The 22,950-nt window shown below is 46.0% G+C and carries 16 protein-coding genes; 11 read left to right on the top strand and 5 right to left on the bottom strand.

Annotated features, from left to right (window positions below):
- The first annotated feature begins 28 nt into the window (after window positions 1–28).
- Window positions 29–1,570, top strand: a complete 1,542-nt coding sequence (locus tag RA178_RS09900; RefSeq protein WP_131523308.1) for an MATE family efflux transporter — start codon at window positions 29–31, stop codon at window positions 1,568–1,570.
- Between the two features lie 244 nt (window positions 1,571–1,814).
- On the opposite strand, the gene RA178_RS09905 is transcribed toward RA178_RS09900, so the two are convergent.
- Window positions 1,815–2,012, bottom strand: coding sequence for a DUF2986 domain-containing protein (locus RA178_RS09905; protein WP_028759693.1), 198 nt, complete (start codon window positions 2,010–2,012; stop codon window positions 1,815–1,817).
- Window positions 2,013–2,350: 338 nt separating this feature from the next.
- On the opposite strand from RA178_RS09905, the gene yqfB reads away from it, so the two are divergent.
- Both yqfB and RA178_RS09915 read left to right on the top strand, forming a co-directional pair.
- Window positions 2,351–2,671, top strand: coding sequence for a N(4)-acetylcytidine aminohydrolase (yqfB, locus tag RA178_RS09910; protein WP_028759694.1), 321 nt, complete (start codon window positions 2,351–2,353; stop codon window positions 2,669–2,671).
- 24 nt (window positions 2,672–2,695) lie between these two features.
- Window positions 2,696–3,790 (top strand): hypothetical protein, encoded by a 1,095-nt coding sequence (locus RA178_RS09915; RefSeq protein ID WP_306685272.1) that lies wholly within the window; start codon window positions 2,696–2,698, stop codon window positions 3,788–3,790.
- A 115-nt stretch (window positions 3,791–3,905) separates the two neighbouring features.
- Here the strand turns inward: RA178_RS09915 and RA178_RS09920 are convergent, their stop codons facing one another.
- The 4 genes from RA178_RS09920 to RA178_RS09935 form a co-directional block, all read right to left on the bottom strand.
- Window positions 3,906–6,953: an efflux RND transporter permease subunit gene (locus RA178_RS09920; RefSeq protein WP_131523310.1), complete on the bottom strand. Its 3,048-nt coding sequence runs from the start codon at window positions 6,951–6,953 to the stop codon at window positions 3,906–3,908.
- Window positions 6,950–10,201 (bottom strand): efflux RND transporter permease subunit, encoded by a 3,252-nt coding sequence (locus RA178_RS09925; protein ID WP_306685273.1) that lies wholly within the window; start codon window positions 10,199–10,201, stop codon window positions 6,950–6,952. The genes RA178_RS09920 and RA178_RS09925 overlap by 4 nt, the downstream gene beginning before the upstream one ends.
- A 12-nt stretch (window positions 10,202–10,213) precedes the next feature.
- Window positions 10,214–11,278 (bottom strand): efflux RND transporter periplasmic adaptor subunit, encoded by a 1,065-nt coding sequence (locus tag RA178_RS09930; RefSeq protein ID WP_263191604.1) that lies wholly within the window; start codon window positions 11,276–11,278, stop codon window positions 10,214–10,216.
- A 299-nt stretch (window positions 11,279–11,577) separates the two neighbouring features.
- Window positions 11,578–12,864 (bottom strand): citrate synthase, encoded by a 1,287-nt coding sequence (locus tag RA178_RS09935; protein WP_105252697.1) that lies wholly within the window; start codon window positions 12,862–12,864, stop codon window positions 11,578–11,580.
- Between the two features lie 414 nt (window positions 12,865–13,278).
- Between RA178_RS09935 and sdhC the strand changes: the two genes are divergently transcribed.
- From sdhC to sucD, 8 genes are all read left to right on the top strand, one after another.
- Window positions 13,279–13,674: a succinate dehydrogenase, cytochrome b556 subunit gene (gene sdhC / locus RA178_RS09940; RefSeq protein WP_012089416.1), complete on the top strand. Its 396-nt coding sequence runs from the start codon at window positions 13,279–13,281 to the stop codon at window positions 13,672–13,674.
- Window positions 13,668–14,015 carry a succinate dehydrogenase, hydrophobic membrane anchor protein gene (gene sdhD / locus RA178_RS09945; protein WP_028759700.1) on the top strand — a complete coding sequence of 116 codons (348 nt, stop codon included), beginning with the start codon at window positions 13,668–13,670 and terminating at the stop codon, window positions 14,013–14,015. The genes sdhC and sdhD overlap by 7 nt, the downstream gene beginning before the upstream one ends.
- On the top strand, window positions 14,016–15,782 hold the full coding sequence (gene sdhA / locus RA178_RS09950) for a succinate dehydrogenase flavoprotein subunit (RefSeq protein ID WP_105252695.1): 1,767 nt from the start codon (window positions 14,016–14,018) through the stop codon (window positions 15,780–15,782). It begins immediately after the preceding gene.
- 11 nt (window positions 15,783–15,793) lie between these two features.
- Window positions 15,794–16,501 (top strand): succinate dehydrogenase iron-sulfur subunit, encoded by a 708-nt coding sequence (locus RA178_RS09955; protein ID WP_028759701.1) that lies wholly within the window; start codon window positions 15,794–15,796, stop codon window positions 16,499–16,501.
- A 214-nt stretch (window positions 16,502–16,715) separates the two neighbouring features.
- Window positions 16,716–19,547, top strand: coding sequence for a 2-oxoglutarate dehydrogenase E1 component (gene sucA, locus RA178_RS09960; RefSeq protein WP_198572331.1), 2,832 nt, complete (start codon window positions 16,716–16,718; stop codon window positions 19,545–19,547).
- Between the two features lie 31 nt (window positions 19,548–19,578).
- On the top strand, window positions 19,579–20,769 hold the full coding sequence (odhB, locus tag RA178_RS09965; RefSeq protein WP_105252694.1) for a 2-oxoglutarate dehydrogenase complex dihydrolipoyllysine-residue succinyltransferase: 1,191 nt from the start codon (window positions 19,579–19,581) through the stop codon (window positions 20,767–20,769).
- Window positions 20,770–20,874: 105 nt separating this feature from the next.
- On the top strand, window positions 20,875–22,041 hold the full coding sequence (gene sucC, locus RA178_RS09970; RefSeq protein WP_006081976.1) for an ADP-forming succinate--CoA ligase subunit beta: 1,167 nt from the start codon (window positions 20,875–20,877) through the stop codon (window positions 22,039–22,041).
- Entirely contained in the window at window positions 22,041–22,913 is an 873-nt protein-coding gene (gene sucD, locus RA178_RS09975; protein ID WP_028759703.1) for a succinate--CoA ligase subunit alpha, read from the top strand. The genes sucC and sucD overlap by 1 nt, the downstream gene beginning before the upstream one ends.
- The last annotated feature ends 37 nt before the right edge of the window (window positions 22,914–22,950 follow it).

The raw sequence follows: 22,950 nt of genomic DNA on the forward strand, positions 1-22,950 counted from the left end.
TTTTATTTTTTGTAGGTAAAAGACACGTATGACGCAAGCCAAGTTTGTTGAAGGCCCCATATTACGCCATATCTTAGTGATGAGTTCGACCGCCGCGGTAGGGATTTCTGCCTTATTTGTCGTGGATTTACTGGATATCTTTTTCCTGAGCCTATTGGGAGAGCATGAACTCGCGGCGGCTGTGGGCTATGCGGGGAGTATTTCGTTTTTTACCACATCGATTGGAATTGGTTTATCGATTGCATTAGGGGCTTTAGTGTCTCGCTCGATTGGCGCAAAAGAGGTGGTGTTGGCAAAGCGCTTATTACTCAATAGCGCGGTTGTGACGACACTGATCAGTGTGCTGGTGGCGGCAGTGGTCACCACCTTCATTCCTGAGCTAGTTGCCTTAGTAGGCGCGAGTGGTCATACGGCAGAACTTGCTGCGAGCTATTTGTATATTCTCGTGCCTTCCTTGCCTTTTATCTGTCTTGCAATGGCGCTCGGCGGAGCTTTGCGCGCTGTGGGTGATGCAAAGTTATCTATGATGTCGACCTTAGCGGGGGGCGGCGTTAATGCGGTACTCGATCCGATTTTTATCTTCATGTTCGCCATGGGGATTGAAGGCGCTGCATTGGCATCCGTTTTAGCGCGGGTGGCGGTATTTGTGATTGCAGCTCGCGGTGTGGTGGTTAAGCATAAATTGTTAGGCCATTTCGATAAGGCACATTTTATCGCCGATCTTAAGCCCATCTTTGCCATTGCAGGCCCTGCGATGTTAACCAATGTGGCAACTCCCATCGGAAATGCCTTTGTGACCCGAGCGATCGCCGATTTCGGTGATGCTTATGTGGCAGGCTGGGCAGTATTGGGGCGTTTAATCCCTGTGGCCTTTGGGATGATTTTTGCACTCTCTGGCGCGATTGGACCTATTGTTGGGCAAAACTTTGGCGCAGGTCAGTTTGACCGAGTACGTGAGAGTTTAACGCGAGCGATTCAGTTTTGTACTGTGTATGTGCTGGTAATGTCTTTGCTGCTGTTTATGCTTAAGTCACATTTGGTCAGTGTGTTTGATATGAAGGGCGATAGTGCTGATCTTATTCACTTTTTCTGCAGTTATATCGCGGTATTCTTTATCTTTTCGGGGATTTTATTCGTGGCGAATGCGTCCTTTAATAACCTTGGCAAGGCCAAATATTCCACGCTATTTAACGTAGGTAAAGCCACTTTAGGCACAGTGCCCTTTGTGTATTTTGGTGCACTTTGGGGCGGGGTTTACGGTGTATTGATTGGGCAAATTTTAGGGTCTATTTTGTTTGGCACATTAGGTGTATGGGTTGCCTATCGTTTAGTGGATAAAGTGGCGGCGCAGGCACAGTTTTCAGCCGCGCCTAATCTTGATGCTGCGAATGCTATCCCCTGCAATGTCGTACTGAGTGAGGAAGAGGAAATCGCTAATTGTGTTGCACAGAACTTACCGAGTGCGACCAATCCGCTTTCATCCTCGTGCGTGCAGATGGCGCAATTAACGGAGGAGCAAGAAAATGAGCCCGTATTGCCCTATTTAGACGAGGGTAAAAAGCCTAATTGACGTTATGTGGCTTAGCTGTGCCGTGTAGAAGCTGTGGGCAAGAACGCAGATAAAAAATGAGCTCTTAATAATGAGGAGCAGTCAGAAAGCTGCTAATGATGGGAATGCTGAAAAACAAAATGCCACAAGATTGCTTGTGGCATTTTGTTTGAAACGGCGTTTGCACTTCATTTAGTTAAGCTAACAATGCCAAAATACGCCGCTAAAAAACTATTCTGCTGAGCTTCTTATTCTTCGGTACTGCTTATTCTTCAATACTTGGCGTGTCTTGTTGGCCTTCGACTTGTTCAGTCGCGGCTTCTGATGCCGCCATTTTTGCGCGATCAGCCTTAGAGATGTAACCTGATTTTGCAGGTGAGCCGATAGTCACTGGGTCGACTTTATTCAGTCTGGCCTTAGCGCGTTTAGCTATTTTCTTGATGATCTTTTGTTTCTTGTTCATGACGTCTCTAATTTCGTTTCGCACCCGCTACGCGCAGGAATATGAGGCCAAGGGCTCAATTGAGGCGGGATTCTAACTCAATCTGAGCGAACTGACCATGTTTTGCTGAATTTTGTCGAAAACAACGGCTACTCTTTGGGAACTAGTTTTGCTATATGGCGTTAGCATAACAATTTGACTCAAACGGTACTGTTAGTATTTCACACGACAAATGCTGCAAATTCTGCGGTGTAGGCTGTCAGTGTGGATCAAAAGCCATTATATTGCCTAGCATTATGAGTTTGAAAAATTGACTCTACTGTTATTTTATTGCTCATATCCTGAGCCGAGGAAGATGTGTGTTATTAACTAAAATCACTTTTTTTGAGCGCTTTGAGCACGATATATTAAGTGGCACTAAAACCATTACATTGCGTGATGAAACGGAATCCCATGTGATTGCAGGTCAAACGCTTCCCGTTTCAACCTTCGAAACCGACCGCTGGTTTTGTGATATCCATATTATTGATGTCGTGCCTATTTTATTTTCTGATCTGTCAGATCAACATGCCAAGCAGGAAAATATGTCACTCTCTGAGCTTCGTCGGGTGATTAACGAGATCTATCCTGGACTTGAACAGTTGTTTCAAATTCAGTTTTGTGTGGTGAGAGAAAAATAAAAATATTTATTACAAGGAGTTGAAATGAAAGTCTTGATGTTTAAAACCCCTTTACTGGTGATATTGGCTGTGAGCACTTTATCGGCCTGTACCATAGTCCCCTACAAGGTAAACCTTGATACTAACCAACAAGAAAAGCTCAATAATGCACAATTAGTCGTTGATTTATCGAATAAAAAATTAGGAGCTCAGTATCACTTATATGGCACGTCTGATGGTACGTTAGCTGCAGCGGGTGTCACTGCAGGGGCGCTTGGCGGTTTAATTGTCGGTTTGACTGAGGCTGCAATTAATGAATCCCGAGAGACTGATGCAGAAGAAGCGATAACAAAAATTAGAGAGTTACTTGCGGGCGATATCTTAAAAAAGGCCTATGAGAAGCAGTACCAAATGTTGATTACGACCTTGCCTCAATTGGCTGACAATCAAGTGAAGGTTTATGATGAATGGCCTTCAAAAGGAATTAAAACCTTAGGATTAGCACCAGATGATACTGCGCTTATCCTTACACCGGAATACAGCTTAACACCGGATAACACAATGCTGCATGTATTGTTACAGGTCCAACTGTATCAAGGTGCAGTTAAAGGGGCAAAGCCGCAATTGCTTTACCAAAACCGCTTCCTATACCAATCAAAATCGAATCCTTATGTGGATAGACTCCGCACCGAAGAAGAAAAGCAGGAGTATCTTGCGAAAATTAATGCCAAGTATGCCAAATTGCCTGATGGCATGCGTGAACGTTTAAGGGAGATTAAAAAGCGTGACAAAGCTTTAGCCGCAGTTAATGAGCCGTTAGATGAGCAAGCGTTCGCTACAAAACAGGCTAAGACATGGCTAGCGGATAATGGTCAGCCGTTACGTCAGTATCTTGAGGAAGGGGTACAGGAAGTATTTAACATGTTTGCATATGATGTTGCTGAGCAAACTGATTTTACGCAAGGAAAGGTGTTTCCCATCGCTTTTCGCTCATTTTCGAATACATCCGGTGAGCGTCGTTGGTACCGACTAGGGGATAATTTCAGTAAAGGTATTATGTTATCACTCAATAGCAACGACTTTTTTAGAGGGACGAAAACTGCGCAAGGTCAGGTGATTGTCGCGCCGTTAAGGCAATAATTAATTATTTTTTAATAAAAAAGGCCGCACAGCAGCCTTTTTATCACAAATTCAATGGCATATTAAGTTGCCGAAGATTGCTGAACTGTTCAAGAACATCAGCTATCCAAGACAACTAAACCGTCCAAGGTAACAGTTTTTTCGCAAAGTGATCGGCTTGGCCTAAGCGAATCGCTGCGCGGTGACGCATCCGATAAAAAGCTTGATAGCACAGGGGGACTAAGTACAAGCTAGTCACTGTCGAGAACGATAAGCCACCGATAATGGCGATTGCCATGGGGTAATATGGCGGGCCGCCGCCACCGATTTGGGTATCACCCATCGCCAGTGGGACTAATCCCAGTACTGTTGTACCTACTGTCATTAACACTGGCCGCAAACGGGTGATACACACCTCCCGAATGGTGTCAGACAATTTGTCGAGATCCGGTGTCATCTGATTGATTTGATCCACCAGAACGATACCGTTGTTCACCACTATCCCCATTAAAATCAAGATACCTATCATTGCCATCACAGAAATAGGGGTACCTGTGATAAACAGCGCCCAGAATACACCTGTGATGGAAAATAGGATTGAGGTAATAATCGCCGTCGGTAACAGTAGAGATTCAAACAACGCCGCCATAACAATATAAATCATCGCGACAGCCAAGAGCATATTAGTCACCATCACGTTCTGATCTTCATCTTGGCGCTCGAAGCCACCACGGAGTGAATAGTCGTAACCATCGGGGAAACGGATATTTTCCATCACTTGCTTAATCTTAGTTTGCGCCTCTTCTGTGGTGAGGTTTTCTAAGTTAGCCCCAATCGACAGCGAGGTTTGGCGGTTGAAGTGTTTGATAGTATCGAAGCGGGGTTGGATCTCAATCTTCGCCAGATTATCTAAGGTGTACACTCTTTGGTCTAGGCGTACTATGGGTAACTGTTTGAGTTTCTCAAGTGACTTTTGCCATTCTTTCTCGTAGGCCATTTCGATGCGTAGCTCGCCATTAGGATCGTGGCGGAAGGATCGCAGCGGTGAACCGCGCAGTGCCATGGAGATACTTGAGGCAATTTCATTGAGTTTTAAATCTAACCGCGCCGCCATTTGTCTATCAATGCGGATAATCACTTCTTGCTGAGCGCCATTAAGCTCGGAGCGAACATCTTGCAATCCTTTGATGTTTTGCAACAAAGGAATAACTTGCTCGCTCAAATTAATCAGCTCAGAGGTTGAGCGCCCTGTCAGTGTGACTCGCACGCCAGAGTTGTCATTGCCCCAGCCAAATTGCGGTTTGGCGATGGAATACTTAGGGAAGCCACTGCGGATTTTCTTTTTTAACTCATCCACTGACATAGGCAAATCTTTCTTTAGGAGGATCACCGATGAGCCATCGTCAGAGGCATAATAGCTGTAGACAGAATCAATATGGAATTCCTCTTTATTGTTATAAAGATACTCTTCCATTTGGTTGATCATCGCCTCAGTGACATTGAGATTATGTCGACCTTCTACTTGGTAGTTAATGTAGATTCGTTCATTGCTCTCGCTGTCTTCTTGATCCTGTTTAACCATAGATAGCGGCAGGGCGGTGGATGCGAGGATCGCTACAGCAATCACGCCTGAACGCCAAGGTCTGAGCAATACCCAATCTAAGGTATTATTGTAAAAACGTTGTAATTTACCCGCATCCTTTTCGGGGGCGATGTCGAAGTGGAACTTAGTCAACATCAAAGGAATTAAGGTTTTTGCGACCAATAGCGACGCGGCGAGTGAGATACAAATTGCAATAGCAACATGCTCTAGAAAAATAGTGATCTCGACTTTTACGCCAAAAATATTAGGTAAAAATACAATGGCGGTTGTCATTGTGCCTGCCAATACCGCCAGAGACACTTTATCGACCCCCGTCATGACTGACTCTTCATTGTCTTTAGGGTGTTTACCTTGCTTTTCCTGCAGTACGCTCTCAGTGACGACCACTGCGTTATCAATCAACATACCGACGGCGAGCAGGAGTCCCATCATAGACAGAATATTCAAGCTGTAACCGAGTAGATACATAGCGGCGAGCGTCATACCGATTGAAATAGGCACGGATGACACAACCACTAAAGTCATTTTCAAATTACGCAGGAATAAGTACAGCACGACAAAGGACAGCAGTGCACCGATTAACCCTGAAAGCAGCAAATCCATTAGTGAAGATTTTACTCCAGAGGCTTGATCTTCCATGATAAATAGGCGAATACCTTGGAACTGTTGGTCCTGCTTCGCAAGCTCAATCACCTTCATGACACGGTCTGACACTTCGACTAAGTTAGCGCCAGATTCCTTAAACACATCCAAACCCACGGCATAGTGCTTATCTAAATGTCGACCTTCGATACGTTCAGGTAGGGCAAATTGCACATCGGCGATATCGCCTAAGGTCAATCCGGGGATCAGTACTAGTGCTTTGATATCTTCAAGGTTTCTAAACTCACCCTTAGGTGAAACTTGATAAACGATATTACTGGCCCTGAGTGTACCTGCGCTCAGCACAAAGTTCTCTCTGCCGAGACGTTGTTGCAAATCTGTGGCTGAAAATCCACTGGCGGCAAGGCGGTCGGCATTGATGCGTACCTCAATTTGCTTTTGCTCAACGCCGTACAGGCTGACCTTAGAGACACCTTCAACACGTTCAAGTGGACGCTTGAGCTGTTTATCGAGTAGATCGAATGCACCTGAAAGCTCACGATCACTTGAGATGCGTATGGTGAGCACAGGCATGTCGGCGGTGGAGAATTGTCGGATAAAGACCCGCTCCACATCTTTGGGCAGTAAATGCCGCACTGCATCGATTTTTTCCCGCGCTTCTAAGCTCTTAGTGGCAACGTTTTCCCCCCACTTCATGTTGATTTCGATTTCGGCGCCTTCTTGGGAGGATTCTGATTCAAGCTCATCAATCCCCCCCATAGTCGCGAGGGATTCCTCCAGCACTTTGGTAATATCGCGCTCCACTTCAGCAGGGGTCGAGCCTTTGTAAGGCACTTCCACCACTATCTGTGGGATATCAATACCGGGGAACATTTCCAGCGGTAATAGGCGACTCGAGGCGAGACCAAACAGCAAGATAGCAAAGAAAAACATGCTGGTGGTTACGGGGCGCTTAATGGCTAAACGGGTGAGGTTCATGGGCGAGTCTCCTCTACGTTTACATGTGAGCCAGTTACGGCGTATTCTTTACGGTCGAACAGGGCATAGAGCACTGGGAGCACTATTAAGGTCAGTAGTGTTGATAAACTCAGACCAAAGATCACCGTAATCGCCATCGGTGCGCGCACCTCTGAGCCATCACCTAGACCTAGCGCCATCGGCAATAAGCCTAAGGTCGTGGTGAGGGTTGTCATCATAATCGGGCGTAGGCGCGATTTAGCTGCATCGCGAATGGCATCAAGTTTTTGAGCACCTTCGCTACGCAGTTGATTGATCCGATCCACAAGCACAATCGCGTTGTTCACGACGATCCCCGCCAACATGATAAGGCCAATAAATACCACCACACTCAAGTGAGTTTGGGTGATATAAAGCCCAAGTACACTGCCACCTAATGCCATAGGTACGGCAAAAAGGATAAGCAAGGGGTGCAGTAGTGACTCAAACTGACTCGCCATCACTAAATACACTAAGAAAATCGCTAAGATAAGGGCAATTTTGAGTGATTGGAACGAGTGCTCCATTTCCTCATTTTGACCACCAAAACGGGCCTGGACCGATGCGGGTAACACTTGTTGCGATAGTATCTGTTGCGCCTGTGCAACCGCATCGCTTAAATCACCATAGGCGAGGTTAGCTGATACAAGAGCTACACGTTGTTGGCTGATGCGGTTAATCGCAGATGGGCCTAATTGTAATGAAACTTCTGCAACTGCGCTTAATGCAATAGGTTGACTGCTATTCGGGTTGATGATTAAGGCATCGATATCGCTGATTTGATCCCGCTCCGCGAGTTCACTGCGCACTAGAATATCAATCTTACGGTCACGCACTGTGTATTGACTGGCAACAGTACCGCCAACACGTTGGGCAATACGGTTTGCAACCGTTGGTGCATCCATTCCTAGAGCCGCTAACCTTGCATGATCGAAACGGATACTTAGCTCAGGTTGACCATCACGTAGACTGGTGTTCACGTCGGCAAAACGCTCCGATGCGGACAATGCTTTGACGAGACTATCTGCGCTGCGTTTGAGTAAGTTTAAATCGTAACCTGTGAGCTCAATTTCCAGTGGCGTTTTAAAGCTGAATAACTCAGGTTGCTCAATTTTCGCTTCAAGTTCAGGAATACGGCGCGCAGTATCACGTAATACTTGAGTGACTGCGTTATAGGCACTGTGGTCGTTAAGCACCACTTGCAAGCGGCCCCAGTTTTCACCCCCGCGGGCAGTATCCGAAGTCATCAAACCGCCGCTACCAGCTTGGCTATAAGCATGTTTAACTTCGGCTCTGTCTTTAATGGACAGTGCAAGTTGCTGTAATATCTTGTCGGTTTCGCTCACTGCCGTACCCGGCGGCAGTAAGATCTCCACGTAAAACTCGCCCTGATTCATTGGCGGAATAAGCTCCATACCAAGTCGCGGTAATAAGCTAATACAAGCGCCTGTTATTGCAATCGTGAGTAACAGTGTCGCTTTCTGTTGGCGCAGCGCCGAGGCCAGAAGCTTGTAATAAACCTTCTCAATACTGTGGTAGACAAAGTTAAATGCTGAGCTTAACGGGCGCATCACTAGACCAATAAGCCATGAGAAGAAGCGGCCTAAAATCAACACTAAGGTCAGTAGTGCACTGGGTAAGTAACTAACAATTAATAGAATAGGAAAGGAAAACACAGTCGCGCTATAGTGTTTAAGCTTGCCCATTTTAGTGGTGGGTTTATCCTTATGTGCCGTTTTTATCAGCGCGGGTAAGGTTTTAAAGCCTTCACGTGATGCCAGCATTGGAATGGACGTTAACGCGACTAATAGCGATGCTAACAGCGCAAAAGTGACCGTTAGCGCTTGATCTGAGAAGAGGGCGCCGGCAATCCCATCCACAAATACTAACGGCACAAACACCGCAAGAGTGGTGAGTGTTGAGGCAAAAATCGCGCCTGCCACTTCTTTAGTCCCCGTCACTGCAGCTTCTAATTTACTCATGCCTTCGCTCCGGCAGCGGTCTATGTTCTCTAATACCACAATGGCGTTATCGACCAAGAGACCGATGGCAAGGGCAATACCACCTAATGACATAATATTTAAGCTAATATCGGCAAAATACATCATGTTAAAGGTGGCGATGACTGAGAAGGGAATCGAGATAGAAATAATCAGTGTCGGGATGATATTACGCAAGAACAGGTAAATCACTAGCATAGATAATAAGCTGCCCATCAGCGCAGAAGAGGTGACTTCGCTGACCGCACTTTCGATGAACTCAGACTGATCGTAAATCACTTCGAGCTTATTTTGCTTAGGGTCTTGATTGATTTTGACGAGTTCATCGCGCAGTTTTTTGGCGACAGCGACAGTATTTGCATCACCTTCTTTATAAATGGCCAGTTCAATCGATTCTTGACTGCCGATGCGGGTGATATCACTACGCTCTTTGTAAGCATCTGTGATGGTAGCAACTTCGAATAAACGGACTAAAGCTTGCTCGTCGCGATAGACGATCACTTGGCCGAGTTCATCTAATGAGTTGAATTGGTTTAGCGTTCGTACTAAGTATTCGCGATCACCTTGGATCACTTTACCCGCAGAGAGGTTGATGTTTTCCTCATTAATACGACGTTTAATATCATCGGCATTGAGATTGAGCTGCGACAGTTTTTCTTGATTGAGCTGAATATGCACTTCTTGCTCTAGGCCGCCAGATAAACGCACGGCGGCGACCCCAGATAGCGCCTCTAAACGACGCTTAAGTTCTTCCTCTGCATAGGTGCGCATTTGTTTGAGATCAGCTTCAGATGCATTAGGCACAGACAGCGCGAGACGCATAATAGGGTCAAGGTTGGGGTTAAAACGCAGTAATAAGGGCTTTTTAACATCGAGCGGCAGAGCGATAGTGTCGAGTTTTTCACGTACATCTAAACTCGCCATATCCATTGTTGTGCCCCATTCAAACTCGAGCACCACATCTGACATGCCTGAGCGCGAAATAGAACTGATTTTACGTAAGCCTTTGACCACGCCAACGGCTTCTTCAATTGGTTTAGAGACGAGCTGTTCGACTTCAACTGGCGCCGCGCCGTCATACATAGTGCGAATGGTTAACGTGGGATAGCTTAAGTCTGGCAGTAACTTCACCGCTAGGCGGGAAAATCCCACCATACCGAATAAAATCACCGCCAGCATGAACATCCATACCGTGACTGGCCGTTTAACGGAAGTGCTGATAATTGACATGAAAGGCTCCTATCAGTTCTTAGCGGAAGCAAGATCGAGTGGGGTGATCACTTCGACTAAGGATTGGTCTTTCAAGTTTTGCTGGCCACGGGTAACGACTTGCTCACCGGGGTTAATACCTGTAATCACTTCTACCGAATCACCTTCACGGTAGCCAATTTCGACTTCACGACGGTTCGCATTGGTACCATCAATAACATAAAGCGCTTGCCTGTTATCTTGGTTAATCAAGGCACTGTAGGGAACAGTAATCACGTTCTCGTGGGTATCGTATTTGAGCTCAACCCGGGTAAACATGCCAGCCTTAAGGCGCGCCTCTTGATTCGGCACAGCAAGTGTCACCTTAAAGGTGCCACTTTGTGGGTCCACAATCGGGCTTATGCGCAACACTTTGGCGTGGATAGCATTCTTGCTATGTTGATTACTAAACACTTGTGCTTCTTGGCCGAGTTTTAAGCTGGCAAGCTGTTGCTCTGGGAGATGAACAATACCGTGGAGTTCATCTTGGTTGACTATATAAAACAAATCGCCAAATTCCTTCGCCATGTTGCCTGCTTTCACATAACGTTTAGCAACTACGCCGCTAATAGGGGACAGTACGCGGCTTTCTTTTACTTGCAGTTCGGCGAGATCTTTTTTAGCGATAGCGGCTTGCAAGTTATATTCAAGTTTGGCCATTGAATCCGCGCTGATAAATTCTCTGTTGCTCATTTTCTTCAGACGATTTAATTCTTGCTCGATGATTTTGACTTCGGCTTCTGAGCGGTCTAAATCATATTGCTGCCTCTTGGCATCAATAACAGCCAGCACTTGGCCCTTTTGAACGCGGTCACCTTCTTCAACAGCGAGAGATTCAATGAGCCCTGATATACGACTCACTACATTGGCTTCCTGTGGGGCTTCTAAGGTGGCAGTTGTACTGTAAAAAGATGAAACGTTTCCTTGCATCACTGTAGTGGTTTCGACGGGAATGGCATATTTTTCTTCTTTTTTGACCACTTCTTCCTCACCACAGGCTGCTAGCATCGAAATCATTAGCAGTGGCAGGGTGAATTGAGCAATTTTTGACTTTTCCATAAGAATGTTACCTGTTGTCTTTATTGTGATGTCAGTTGTTAGCAGAAACCATGCCAATATTTAAAGTTGTTTAATTTCAGGTTGTTATCCGTATTTTTTGGCTAGGTGTGATTTGTGATTCTTACTAAATGTAGCTAAAAGGTTTAAAAAGTGATGAGAATAACTAAGCGTGGTTAATTAAGATTACACAAGTGCGCAATTGCAACAATGTATTTTGTCAGGAGAAGGAAGTCTAAAAGAGGATTATTTGAAATGAAAAAAGCGCCCTTAGGCGCTTTTTAATGCGTAAGTCGTGGGACTTAGCGTTTGTCTTGTGCGACGAAATCACGCGCAGTTTCACCAGTATATAACTGACGTGGACGGCTGATTTTGTGGCCTGGTTGATCTAACATTTCTTTCCAGTGAGCAATCCAGCCTACAGTACGTGCCAGTGCGAACAGCACAGTGAACATACTGGTTGGAATACCAATGGCTTTCATAATGATGCCAGAGTAGAAGTCGACGTTTGGATACAGCTTTTTAGAAATGAAGTATTCGTCTTCAAGTGCAATGCGCTCAAGCTCCATTGCCACATCCAAGAGTGGATCTTGTACTTTCAGTTCTTTCAGCACTTCATGACAGGTTTCACGCATCACTTTGGCTCGTGGGTCAAAGTTTTTGTAAACACGGTGTCCAAAGCCCATCAGACGGAAAGGATCATTTTTATCTTTAGCGCGTTCAATGAATTCAGGAATACGGTCTACTGAACCGATTTCTTCTAACATTTGCAAACAGGCTTCGTTAGCGCCGCCGTGTGCTGGGCCCCAAAGAGATGCGATACCCGCTGCGATACACGCAAATGGGTTTGCACCTGAAGAACCGGCTAAACGTACTGTTGAAGTCGATGCGTTTTGTTCATGATCTGCATGTAAAATGAAGATCCTGTCCATTGCACGTTCAACAATAGGGTTCACGACGTATTCTTCGCACGGTACAGCAAACATCATGCTTAAGAAGTTGCCTGCATAGCTTAAGTCATTACGTGGGTACACGAATGGCTGGCCTGAAGAATACTTGTAGCACATGGCTGCTATCGTAGGCATTTTTGAGACTAAGCGATAAGCGGCGATTTCGCGGTGACGTGGATCGTTAACATCCAGAGAGTCTTGGTAAAATGCAGATAATGCACCCGTCACACCACATAACATGGCCATAGGATGTGCATCACGACGGAAACCTCTAAAGAAGAAGGCTAGCTGCTCGTGAACCATAGTGTGGGTTTTAACTGTATGTACAAACTCAGTATATTGCGCTTTGGTCGGTAGTTCACCGTAAAGCAGCAAATAACACAGGTCTAGGTAATCGGAGTCAACGGCAAGTTGATCGATTGGATAGCCACGGTGTAACAATATACCTAGATCACCATCAATATAGGTAATTGCAGATTCACAGGAGGCAGTCGCAAGAAAACCTGGATCAAAAGTAAAGTAACCTTTGCTGCCAAGTTTACTGATATCGATTACGTCAAAACCAGCGGTTCCCTGCTTTACTGGCAATTCTATCGAGTCGTTCCCTGGTAATTCTAATTTGGCTTTTAAATCAGCCATACCCCGTTCTCCTTACTTAGTTCTTATCTGTGAGTGCGGCATGTCAAACCGCCATTACTTTACAGCCATTCTAGATCACATTTCAATTTAAATAAGCGTTTAAATTTGTTAGACCATGGTATAAAAGCCTTTACTTTTCTATTTGTAACTGGCACTTACAGTAAAAAATAGTCAAAAAAACATAATTTGCATTCTGTGATGTTTGTATTTGACATTTGCCGCGAGTATACTTGCCTCGCCCAATAAGGGCCGCAAACAACGATTATAAAGCACCCTTTGTTTACATGTTAAATGAGTGCGTGCTCAGATAGTTAACTGTTTGTTTAAACTTTGCTTTTGTGTTTACTTTTGCAGTGATCAACCTCCTGTTTAAAGTTTGTACAAAAGCGGTTCACATAACAAAAAAAATGCTCAATGGAGCTGAGTGAGCAGAACGTGAAAAAGCAAAGACCTGTCCATTTAGATCTGCAGACCATTCGCTTTCCTGCAACAGCGATTGTGTCAATTCTTCACCGTGTTTCCGGTGTCATCATGCTGTTCGCAGTTGGCATTCTCATTTGGTTGCTAAATTCATCTTTAGCATCAGCTGAAAGTTTCGCTGGCGTACAGTCTCTATTCGATAACTTCGTGATGAAGTTTATCCTGTGGGGCATTATGACTGCACTGGCGTATCACTTGTTTGGTGGCCTGCGCCACTTAGTAATGGATACCGGTCGTTGGGAAGAATTGTCATCGGGTGCCGCATCAGCGAAAGCTGTATTTGCCTTAACGGTAGCCTTTTCAATCATAGCGGGGATCTGGGTATGGTAACCAATGCAGCAAGTTTTGGACGCAGTGGTGTTCATGACTATATTCTACTACGCGCTAGTGCAGTGATCCTCGCCTGTTACACCATTTTCTTGGTTGGCTTTATTGCATGTAGTTCCCCTCTCACCTACGACGTCTGGCATGGCCTATTTAGTGCTCTGCCAATGAAAGTGTTTACACTTCTGACGCTGGTAGCCTTATTAGTACATGCTTGGATTGGTGTATGGCAAGTGCTGACAGATTACGTTAAGTGCACGTCGTTACGTGGTGTTTTACAGTTCACCTTTGTCGTTACCGTATTTTGTTATTTAGCGGCCGGCATTGTTATTGTGTGGGGTGTCTAAGTGAGTATTCCAGTACGCGAATTTGATGCTGTAGTGATCGGTGCCGGTGGCGCTGGTATGCGTGCAGCGCTGCAGATTTCCAAAGAAGGTAAAAGCTGTGCGCTTTTATCAAAAGTATTCCCAACCCGTTCTCATACCGTATCTGCGCAGGGTGGTATCACTGTTGCGTTAGGTAACGCCCATGAAGATCATTGGGAACAACACATGTACGATACCGTGAAAGGTTCCGATTTTATCGGTGACCAAGAAGCGATCGAGTTCATGTGTAAAACCGGTCCTGAAGCCGTGATTGAACTTGAGCAAATGGGTTTGCCTTTCTCTCGTTTCGAAAATGGTACGATTTACCAACGTCCATTTGGTGGTCAATCTAAGAACTTTGGTGGCGAGCAGGCTGCGCGTACTGCGGCAGCTGCCGACCGTACTGGTCATGCTTTGCTTCACTGTTTATATCAACAAAACGTTAAGCATAAGACGCAAGTCTTCTCAGAATGGTATGCATTAGATCTCGTTAAAAACGATGATGGCGCCGTTGTGGGTTGTACTGCGATTGAAATTGAAACGGGCGATATCGTTTATTTCAAAGCTAAAGCAACGATTCTTGCGACTGGCGGTGCAGGGCGTATTTACGCTTCGACAACTAACGCGCATATCAACACCGGTGACGGCGTAGGTATGGCAATGCGTGCTGGCGTGCAAATGCAAGACATGGAAATGTGGCAATTCCACCCAACTGGCATCGCTGGCGCGGGTGTACTTGTGACTGAAGGTTGTCGTGGTGAAGGCGGTTATCTACTGAACAAAGACGGCGAGCGTTTCATGGAGCGTTATGCCCCTAACGCGAAAGATTTGGCATCACGTGACGTGGTAGCACGTTCAATGATGACTGAAATCCGCGAAGGTCGTGGTTTAGACGGTCCATTAGGCCCACACTGTTTACTGAAGCTTGATCACTTAGGTAAAGAAACATTAGAAGCACGTTTACCAGGCGTGTGTGAATTGTCTCGTACTTTTGCCCATATCGATCCAGCCGATGGTCCAATTCCAGTACTACCAACGTGTCACTATATGATGGGCGGCCTACCAACTAAGGTCAGTGGTCAAGTTATTCGTAAGAATGAAGACGGCACTGAACAAGATGTTATTGGTCTGTTCGCTGTGGGTGAGATTGCCTGTGTATCTGTTCACGGTGCAAACCGCTTAGGTGGTAACTCATTGCTCGACTTAGTGGTCTTTGGCCGCGCAGCGGGTCAACATTTAGGTAAAGCTTTGGATGAGACTGACGATCCAAAAGACGCAAGTGATGCGGATATTGCTGCCTCTCTGGCGCGTCTGAATCGTTGGGAAAGCAACAAAGATGGCGAAGATCCAGCGCAAATCCGTAAGGATCTACAGCTGTGTATGCAATTAAACTTCTCTGTATTCCGTCGTGGCGATGCTATGGCTGAAGGGTTAGAGCAGTTGAAAGTGATTCGTGAACGTCTTGCAAATGCTAAATTGTCTGATAACTCTCGTGAATTCAATACTCAACGTATTGAATGTTTAGAGTTAGATAACTTGATGGCAACGGCAATCGCCACGGCTTATGCGGCTAACTTCCGTACCGAAAGTCGCGGTGCTCACTCACGTGAAGATTATTTAGAGCGTGATGATGAGAACTGGTTATGCCACAGCTTATTTGACCCAATCACTGAAACGATGGATCGTCGTGCAGTGAACATGGCACCTAAGTTACGTGAAGCATTCCCGCCGAAGAAACGTACCTACTAGGAGTTGCAAAGATGAAATTGACATTTGCAGTTTATCGCTACAATCCTGACGTAGATACTAAACCGTATATGCAGGATTACAGCTTAGAAGTGGCTGAAGGCTCTGACATGATGGTGCTCGATGCACTGATCAAGTTGAAAGAGCAAGATCCGACTTTGTCATTCCGTCGCTCATGCCGTGAAGGCGTGTGTGGTTCAGACGGCGTGAACATGAATGGTAAGAATGGTCTGGCGTGTATTACCCCAATTTCAACCTTTAAAGGCAAGAAATTAGAAATACGTCCATTACCAGGTATGCCAGTTGTTCGTGACTTAGTGGTTGATTTAACTCAGTTCTATAAGCAGTATGAGAAGATCAAGCCTTACCTCATCAATGATGAGAAACAACCCGCTCGTGAACACTTACAATCCCCTGAAGAGCGTGCTCATTTAGATGGCTTGTATGAATGTATCATGTGTGCCTGTTGTTCTACGGCTTGCCCATCATTCTGGTGGAATCCTGATAAGTTTATCGGTCCAAGCGGTCTGCTTCACGCATATCGTTTCTTGATCGACAGTCGCGATACAGCTACAGAAGAACGTTTATCTGAGCTGGACGACGCCTATAGTGTGTTCCGTTGCCATGGCATCATGAACTGCGTTGACGTTTGTCCAAAAGGTCTTAATCCGACTAAAGCAATTGGTCATATTAAGTCCATGCTGTTGAAGCGAGCAGTGTAATGCGAGAACCCGAGCTGAAACCAATAATAATATAGCTCTTGAAGAGTCACTTTCTGGTAGCAGAAGGTGACTCTTTTGCGTATGTAATGGAAGACAACGCGCCGTATATCTGGACATCTAGGGGCGGCAGAAATTATGCGTCGAAGGTAATCTCTACAGACTGCATATTTAATACTATGGCTAAGCACGTGTATAAAGTTTGAAAGGAATAGAAATGCACCAAGGCATCATGAAAGCCTGGCTCGAATCATCTCACTTAAGTGGTGCAAATTCGACCTACGTAGAAGAGATGTATGAAGCCTATCAAGAAGACCCACAGTCAGTCGCTGATGATTGGCGTGCGGTATTTGATAATCTCCCTCCTGTGAACGGTGCCTCTGTTGATGCGCCTGAAGCTGCTCACTCAAAAGTACGTGATTATTTTCGCAGTTTAGCGTTAGAAGGTCGCCATAAGAGCTCGGCTCGTGTGACGGATCCTGAAATGGATGCTAAGCAAGTTAAAGTCCTGCAATTAATTAACGCCCATCGTTTCCGTGGTCACCAAGGGGCTAATCTTGATCCCCTCGAACTGTGGAAACGTGAACCCGTAGCTGATTTAGATCCTGCCTTCCACGGCTTGACTAAAGAAGACATGGAACGTGAGTTTAATACAGGTTCTTTTGCTCATGGCGGCGAAACCATGAAGCTCGCGGATTTGGTAAAAGCGCTGAAAGCCACCTACTGTGGTTCTATCGGTGCTGAATATATGCACATTACCGATACCGATGAAAAACGCTGGATCCAACAACGTCTCGAACCTTCCTTAGGTAAAGCTAACTACGATAAAAGTGTTAAGACACGCATTCTTGAAGGCCTTAACGCCGCAGAAGGTATTGAAAAATACTTAGGTGCTAAATTCCCTGGTGCGAAACGTTTCTCGTTAGAAGGCGGTGATGCGTTAGTGCCTATGATGCGCGAAATTATTTATCGTGCAGGTGAAGCCGGTACTAAAGAAATCGTTGTCGGTATGGCTCACCGTGGTCGTCTGAACGTGTTAGTGAACGTATTAGGTAAGCGTCCAGCTGAACTGTTTGACGAGTTCGCGGGTAAGCATGCTGATACCCACGGTTCTGGTGATGTTAAGTACCACCAAGGTTTCTCCTCTGATTTTGAAACGCCGGGCGGCAATGTGCATTTAGCACTGGCCTTCAACCCATCGCACCTTGAAATCGTTAACCCTGTGGTCATTGGTTCTGTACGTGCCCGTCAAGACCGTCGCGGTTGTAAGGATGGCTTACAAGTCATGCCTATTACTATTCACGGTGACTCTGCAATTGCGGGTCAAGGGATAGTACAAGAGACATTCAACATGTCTCAAACCCGTGGCTTTAAAGTCGGCGGCAGTATTCGCATCGTAGTGAACAACCAAGTGGGTTTCACGACGTCTAACCATGCGGACACTCGTTCGACTGAATACTGTACTGACATCGCTAAGATGGTTCAGGCACCGATTTTCCACGTTAACTCTGATGATCCCGAAGCCGTTGCTTTTGTGTCGCAGTTAGCCGTTGATTATCGTAACGAGTTCAAACGTGATGTGGTGGTTGAATTGGTGTGTTATCGCCGTCATGGTCATAACGAAGCCGATGAGCCAAGTGCAACTCAGCCGCTGATGTATGCCAAGATCAAGAAACACCCAACGCCACGTAAGATTTATGCAGACAAGCTAATCGCTGAAAACGTGATGGCTGCTGATGATGTGACTGGTCTTATCAATAATTACCGTGATGCATTAGATCAGGGTGATTGTGTAGTTAAAGAATGGCGCCCAATGACGCTGCATTCTGTTGACTGGACTCCGTATATCGGTCGTGAGTGGGACGAAGCGTATCAAGCCTCTATGTCGGCTGAGCGTTTACAAAGTCTGGCTGACAAACTGAGCTATGTACCTGAAAGTCATCCATTGCAATCACGGGTTGCTAAGATTTATAGCGACCGTTTAGCGATGGCAAAAGGCGAGAAGCCACTCGATTGGGGTTTTGCAGAAACGCTGGCTTATGCCTCAATTCTGGAAGACAACAAGCGTGTACGTATTACAGGTCAGGATTCTGGCCGCGGTACTTTCTTCCATCGTCATGCTGTATTGCACAATCAAAACGATGGCACGACTTACATGCCACTGCGCAATATTGCTGATGAACAAGGCCCAATTGATATTACTGACTCAGTTTTATCTGAAGCCTCAGTACTGGCGTTTGAGTATGGTTATGCCACAGCAGAACCCGGCGGATTGACTATTTGGGAAGCGCAGTTTGGTGACTTTGCTAACTGTGCCCAAGTGGTAATCGATCAGTTCTTGTCATCGGGTGAGCAGAAGTGGGGCCGTTTATGTGGTCTGACTATGTTGTTACCCCATGGCTATGAAGGCCAAGGCCCTGAGCATTCAAGCGCCCGTTTAGAGCGTTTCTTGCAGATGTGTGCTAACCACAATATGCAAGTGTGTGTGCCTTCAACACCTGCACAGGTCTACCATATGTTGCGCCGCCAAGTGGTGCGCCCTATGCGTCGACCACTTATCGTTATGTCGCCTAAGTCATTACTACGTCATCCATTAGCGGTTTCAAGCTTGGAAGAATTAGCCAATGGCAGTTTCCAAAATGTGATCGGTGAAATCGATACGTTGGAAGCAAGCAAGGTTGACCGAGTTGTCTTCTGCAGTGGTAAGGTTTACTTCGAACTGCTGGAAAAACGTCGTAAAGAAAATATCACTAACGTAGCGTTAATCCGTGTCGAACAGTTATATCCGTTCCCACATGATGAAATGATCGTTGCTTTGGCTGATTACCAACATGTGAAAGATTTTGTTTGGTGTCAGGAAGAGCCACAGAACCAAGGTGCTTGGTACTCTAGTCAACACCATTTCTGGGCCGCGGTTCCTGCAGGTGCACAGTTAACTTATGCTGGTCGTGAAGCGTCAGCTGCACCAGCGTGTGGTTACCCTGAGTTGCACACACATCAGCAAGAATCTTTAGTGAACAGTGCCCTGAAACTTACAATCGCACTGTAGTAATAGACATTTTATAAAAGGATAGTTTTTCATGAGTATCGAAATCAAGGTACCCGTACTACCAGAATCTGTTGCCGATGCCACGATTGCCACTTGGCATGTGAAAGTGGGCGAGCAAGTTTCTCGTGATCAAAACCTGGTTGATATTGAAACCGATAAAGTGGTTCTTGAAGTGGTTGCGCCAGAAGATGGCCACATTGGCGAGTTTTTGTTTGAAGAAGGCGCCACTGTTCTGGGTGAACAAGTGATCGCTAAATTCATCGCCGGTGCTGTATCGGGCAAAGAAGTCACTAAAGCGCAAGCTGAAGCGGCAACGCCTGTAGCTGAAACCAGCGATGAAAGCAGTGATGCGTTAAGCCCATCTGTACGCCGTTTACTGGCTGAGCACAATGTTGATGCCAGCAAAGTAAAAGGCACTGGTGTGGGTGGTCGTATTACTAAAGAAGACGTTGAAGCCTTTGTTAAGTCTGCGCCTAAAGCAGCGGCACCAGCAGCACCTGCTGTAGCTCCGTTAGCGGCTGGCCGTAGCGAGAAGCGCGTGCCAATGACACGTCTGCGTAAGACAATCGCAAACCGCTTGTTAGAAGCGAAAAACTCTACCGCTATGCTCACGACGTTTAACGAAGTGAACATGAAGCCAATCATGGATATCCGTAAGCAATACCAAGATATCTTTGAAAAGCGCCACGGTATCCGTTTAGGCTTTATGTCTTTCTACATCAAAGCCGTGACTGAAGCGCTGAAACGTTTCCCAGAAGTCAACGCGTCTATTGATGGCGATGATATCGTCTATCACAACTACTTCGACATCAGCATCGCAGTATCAACACCACGTGGTCTGGTAACACCAGTGTTACGTGACACTGATACCATGAACTTAGCTGAAATCGAAAAAGCAGTTCGTGACTTAGCCCTTAAAGGCCGTGACGGTAAGCTGACTGTGGCTGACATGACTGGCGGTAACTTCACTGTGACTAACGGTGGTGTTTTCGGTTCACTGATGTCTACACCGATCCTTAACCTGCCACAAAGTGCGATTTTAGGCATGCATGCCATTAAAGATCGCCCAATGGCAGTCAATGGTCAGGTTGAAATCCTGCCCATGATGTACCTAGCACTCTCATATGACCATCGTATTGTTGATGGCCGTGAGTCTGTTGGTTTCTTGGTTGCGATTAAAGACTTCCTAGAAGACCCAACTCGTCTGCTGCTTGATCTGTAACACAACTCGATAAGAGATTGCGCTTAAAGAAATAGCCAGACATACCCTCGTGACTGGCCCAAACGGGCCAGTTGGATTTGATTAGAAGTATACGGATAGATCATCATGAATTTGCATGAGTATCAGGCAAAATCCTTATTTGCCGAATATGGTTTACCAGTGTCAGAAGGTTTTGCATGTGATACAGCCCAAGAAGCTGTAGAAGCGGCAGGCCATATTGGCGGAAATTTATGGGTTGTTAAGTGTCAAGTACACGCAGGCGGCCGCGGTAAAGCAGGTGGCGTTAAAGTCACTGGCGATAAAGAAGAAATCAGAGCCTTTGCCGAACACTGGTTAGGCAAAAATCTGGTGACTTATCAAACTGATGAGAAAGGCCAGCCAGTTGCTAAAATTTTAGTAGAAAGCTGTACCGACATTGCTAACGAACTGTACTTAGGTGCCGTTGTTGACCGCGCGACTCGTCGTGTTGTGTTCATGGCGTCGACTGAAGGTGGTGTTGAAATTGAGAAAGTGGCAGAAGAAACGCCAGAACTCATCCACACTGCAATCATCGATCCTTTGACTGGCCCACAAGGTTATCAAGCACGTGATCTTGGCTTCAAGTTAGGTTTAAACCCAACTCAAATGAAGCAGTTCACTAAGATTTTCATGGGTCTGGCGACTATGTTCGTTGATCATGATTTCGCATTGCTTGAAATCAACCCACTGGTTATTACCACTGAAGGCAACCTACACTGCCTAGACGGTAAAATCGGTATCGACGGTAACGCACTTTATCGTCAACCAAAAATCAAAGGCATGCACGATCCATCACAGGATGATGCCCGCGAAGCTCACGCTGCTAAGTTCGAGCTGAACTACGTTGCATTAGACGGTAACGTTGGCTGTATGGTGAACGGTGCAGGTCTGGCGATGGGTACTATGGATATCGTTAACTTGCACGGTGGCAAGCCAGCGAACTTCTTAGACGTAGGCGGCGGCGCGACGAAAGAACGTGTAGCAGAAGCATTCAAAATCATTCTGTCTGACAGCAATGTGAAAGCGGTTCTGGTTAACATTTTCGGCGGTATCGTACGTTGTGACATGATCGCAGAAGGTATTATCGGCGCTGTTAAAGAAGTGGGCGTTAAAGTACCTGTTGTGGTTCGTTTAGAAGGTACTAACGCTGAACTTGGCCGTGAAGTATTAGCTAAATCAGGTCTAGATATCATTGCAGCTACCAGTCTAACTGACGCGGCTGAGCAAGTAGTTAAAGCTGCGGAGGGCAAATAATGTCTGTCTTAATCAATAAAGATACCAAGGTAATTTGCCAAGGTTTCACTGGCGGTCAAGGTACATTCCACTCACAACAAGCTATCGATTACGGTACGCAAATGGTGGGTGGTGTGTCTCCTGGTAAAGGTGGTCAAACTCACTTAGGTCTGCCAGTGTTCAACACTGTGAAAGACGCTGTGGCTGCGACTGGCGCAACTGCTTCTGTGATCTATGTACCGGCTCCGTTCTGTAAGGATGCCATTCTTGAAGCTATCGACGGTGGCATCGAGCTTATCGTTTGTATCACTGAAGGCATTCCTACACTGGACATGCTGCAAGTTAAAGTGAAGCTTGAAGAAACTGGCGTTCGCATGATCGGCCCTAACTGCCCAGGTGTTATCACCCCAGGTGAATGTAAGATCGGCATCATGCCTGGTCACATCCACTTAAAAGGCAAAGTGGGTATCGTTTCTCGTTCAGGTACTCTGACTTATGAAGCGGTTAAGCAAACGACGGATGAAGGTTTCGGCCAATCTACTTGTGTAGGTATTGGTGGTGACCCAATTCCAGGTACTAGCTTCATTGATGTACTGGAAATGTTCCAAAACGATCCACAGACTGAAGCGATCGTTATGATCGGTGAAATCGGTGGTAACGCTGAGGAAGATGCGGCGGCTTTCATTAAAGCACACGTGACTAAGCCTGTTGTGTCTTATATTGCGGGTGTCACTGCACCTGCTGGTAAGCGTATGGGCCATGCTGGCGCGATTATCGCTGGCGGTAAAGGTACTGCAGAAGACAAATTTGCTGCATTAGAAGCAGCGGGCGTGACAACTGTCCGCTCGCTTGCTGATATCGGCAAAGCGCTGCGTATTCGTACAGGTTGGTAAGCTAACCTTTCGAATAAAAAAGGCGCCTAAGGCGCCT

The sequence above is a fragment of the Shewanella oncorhynchi genome (assembly GCF_030848765.1).
In the GTDB taxonomy this organism is placed as follows: domain Bacteria; phylum Pseudomonadota; class Gammaproteobacteria; order Enterobacterales; family Shewanellaceae; genus Shewanella; species Shewanella oncorhynchi.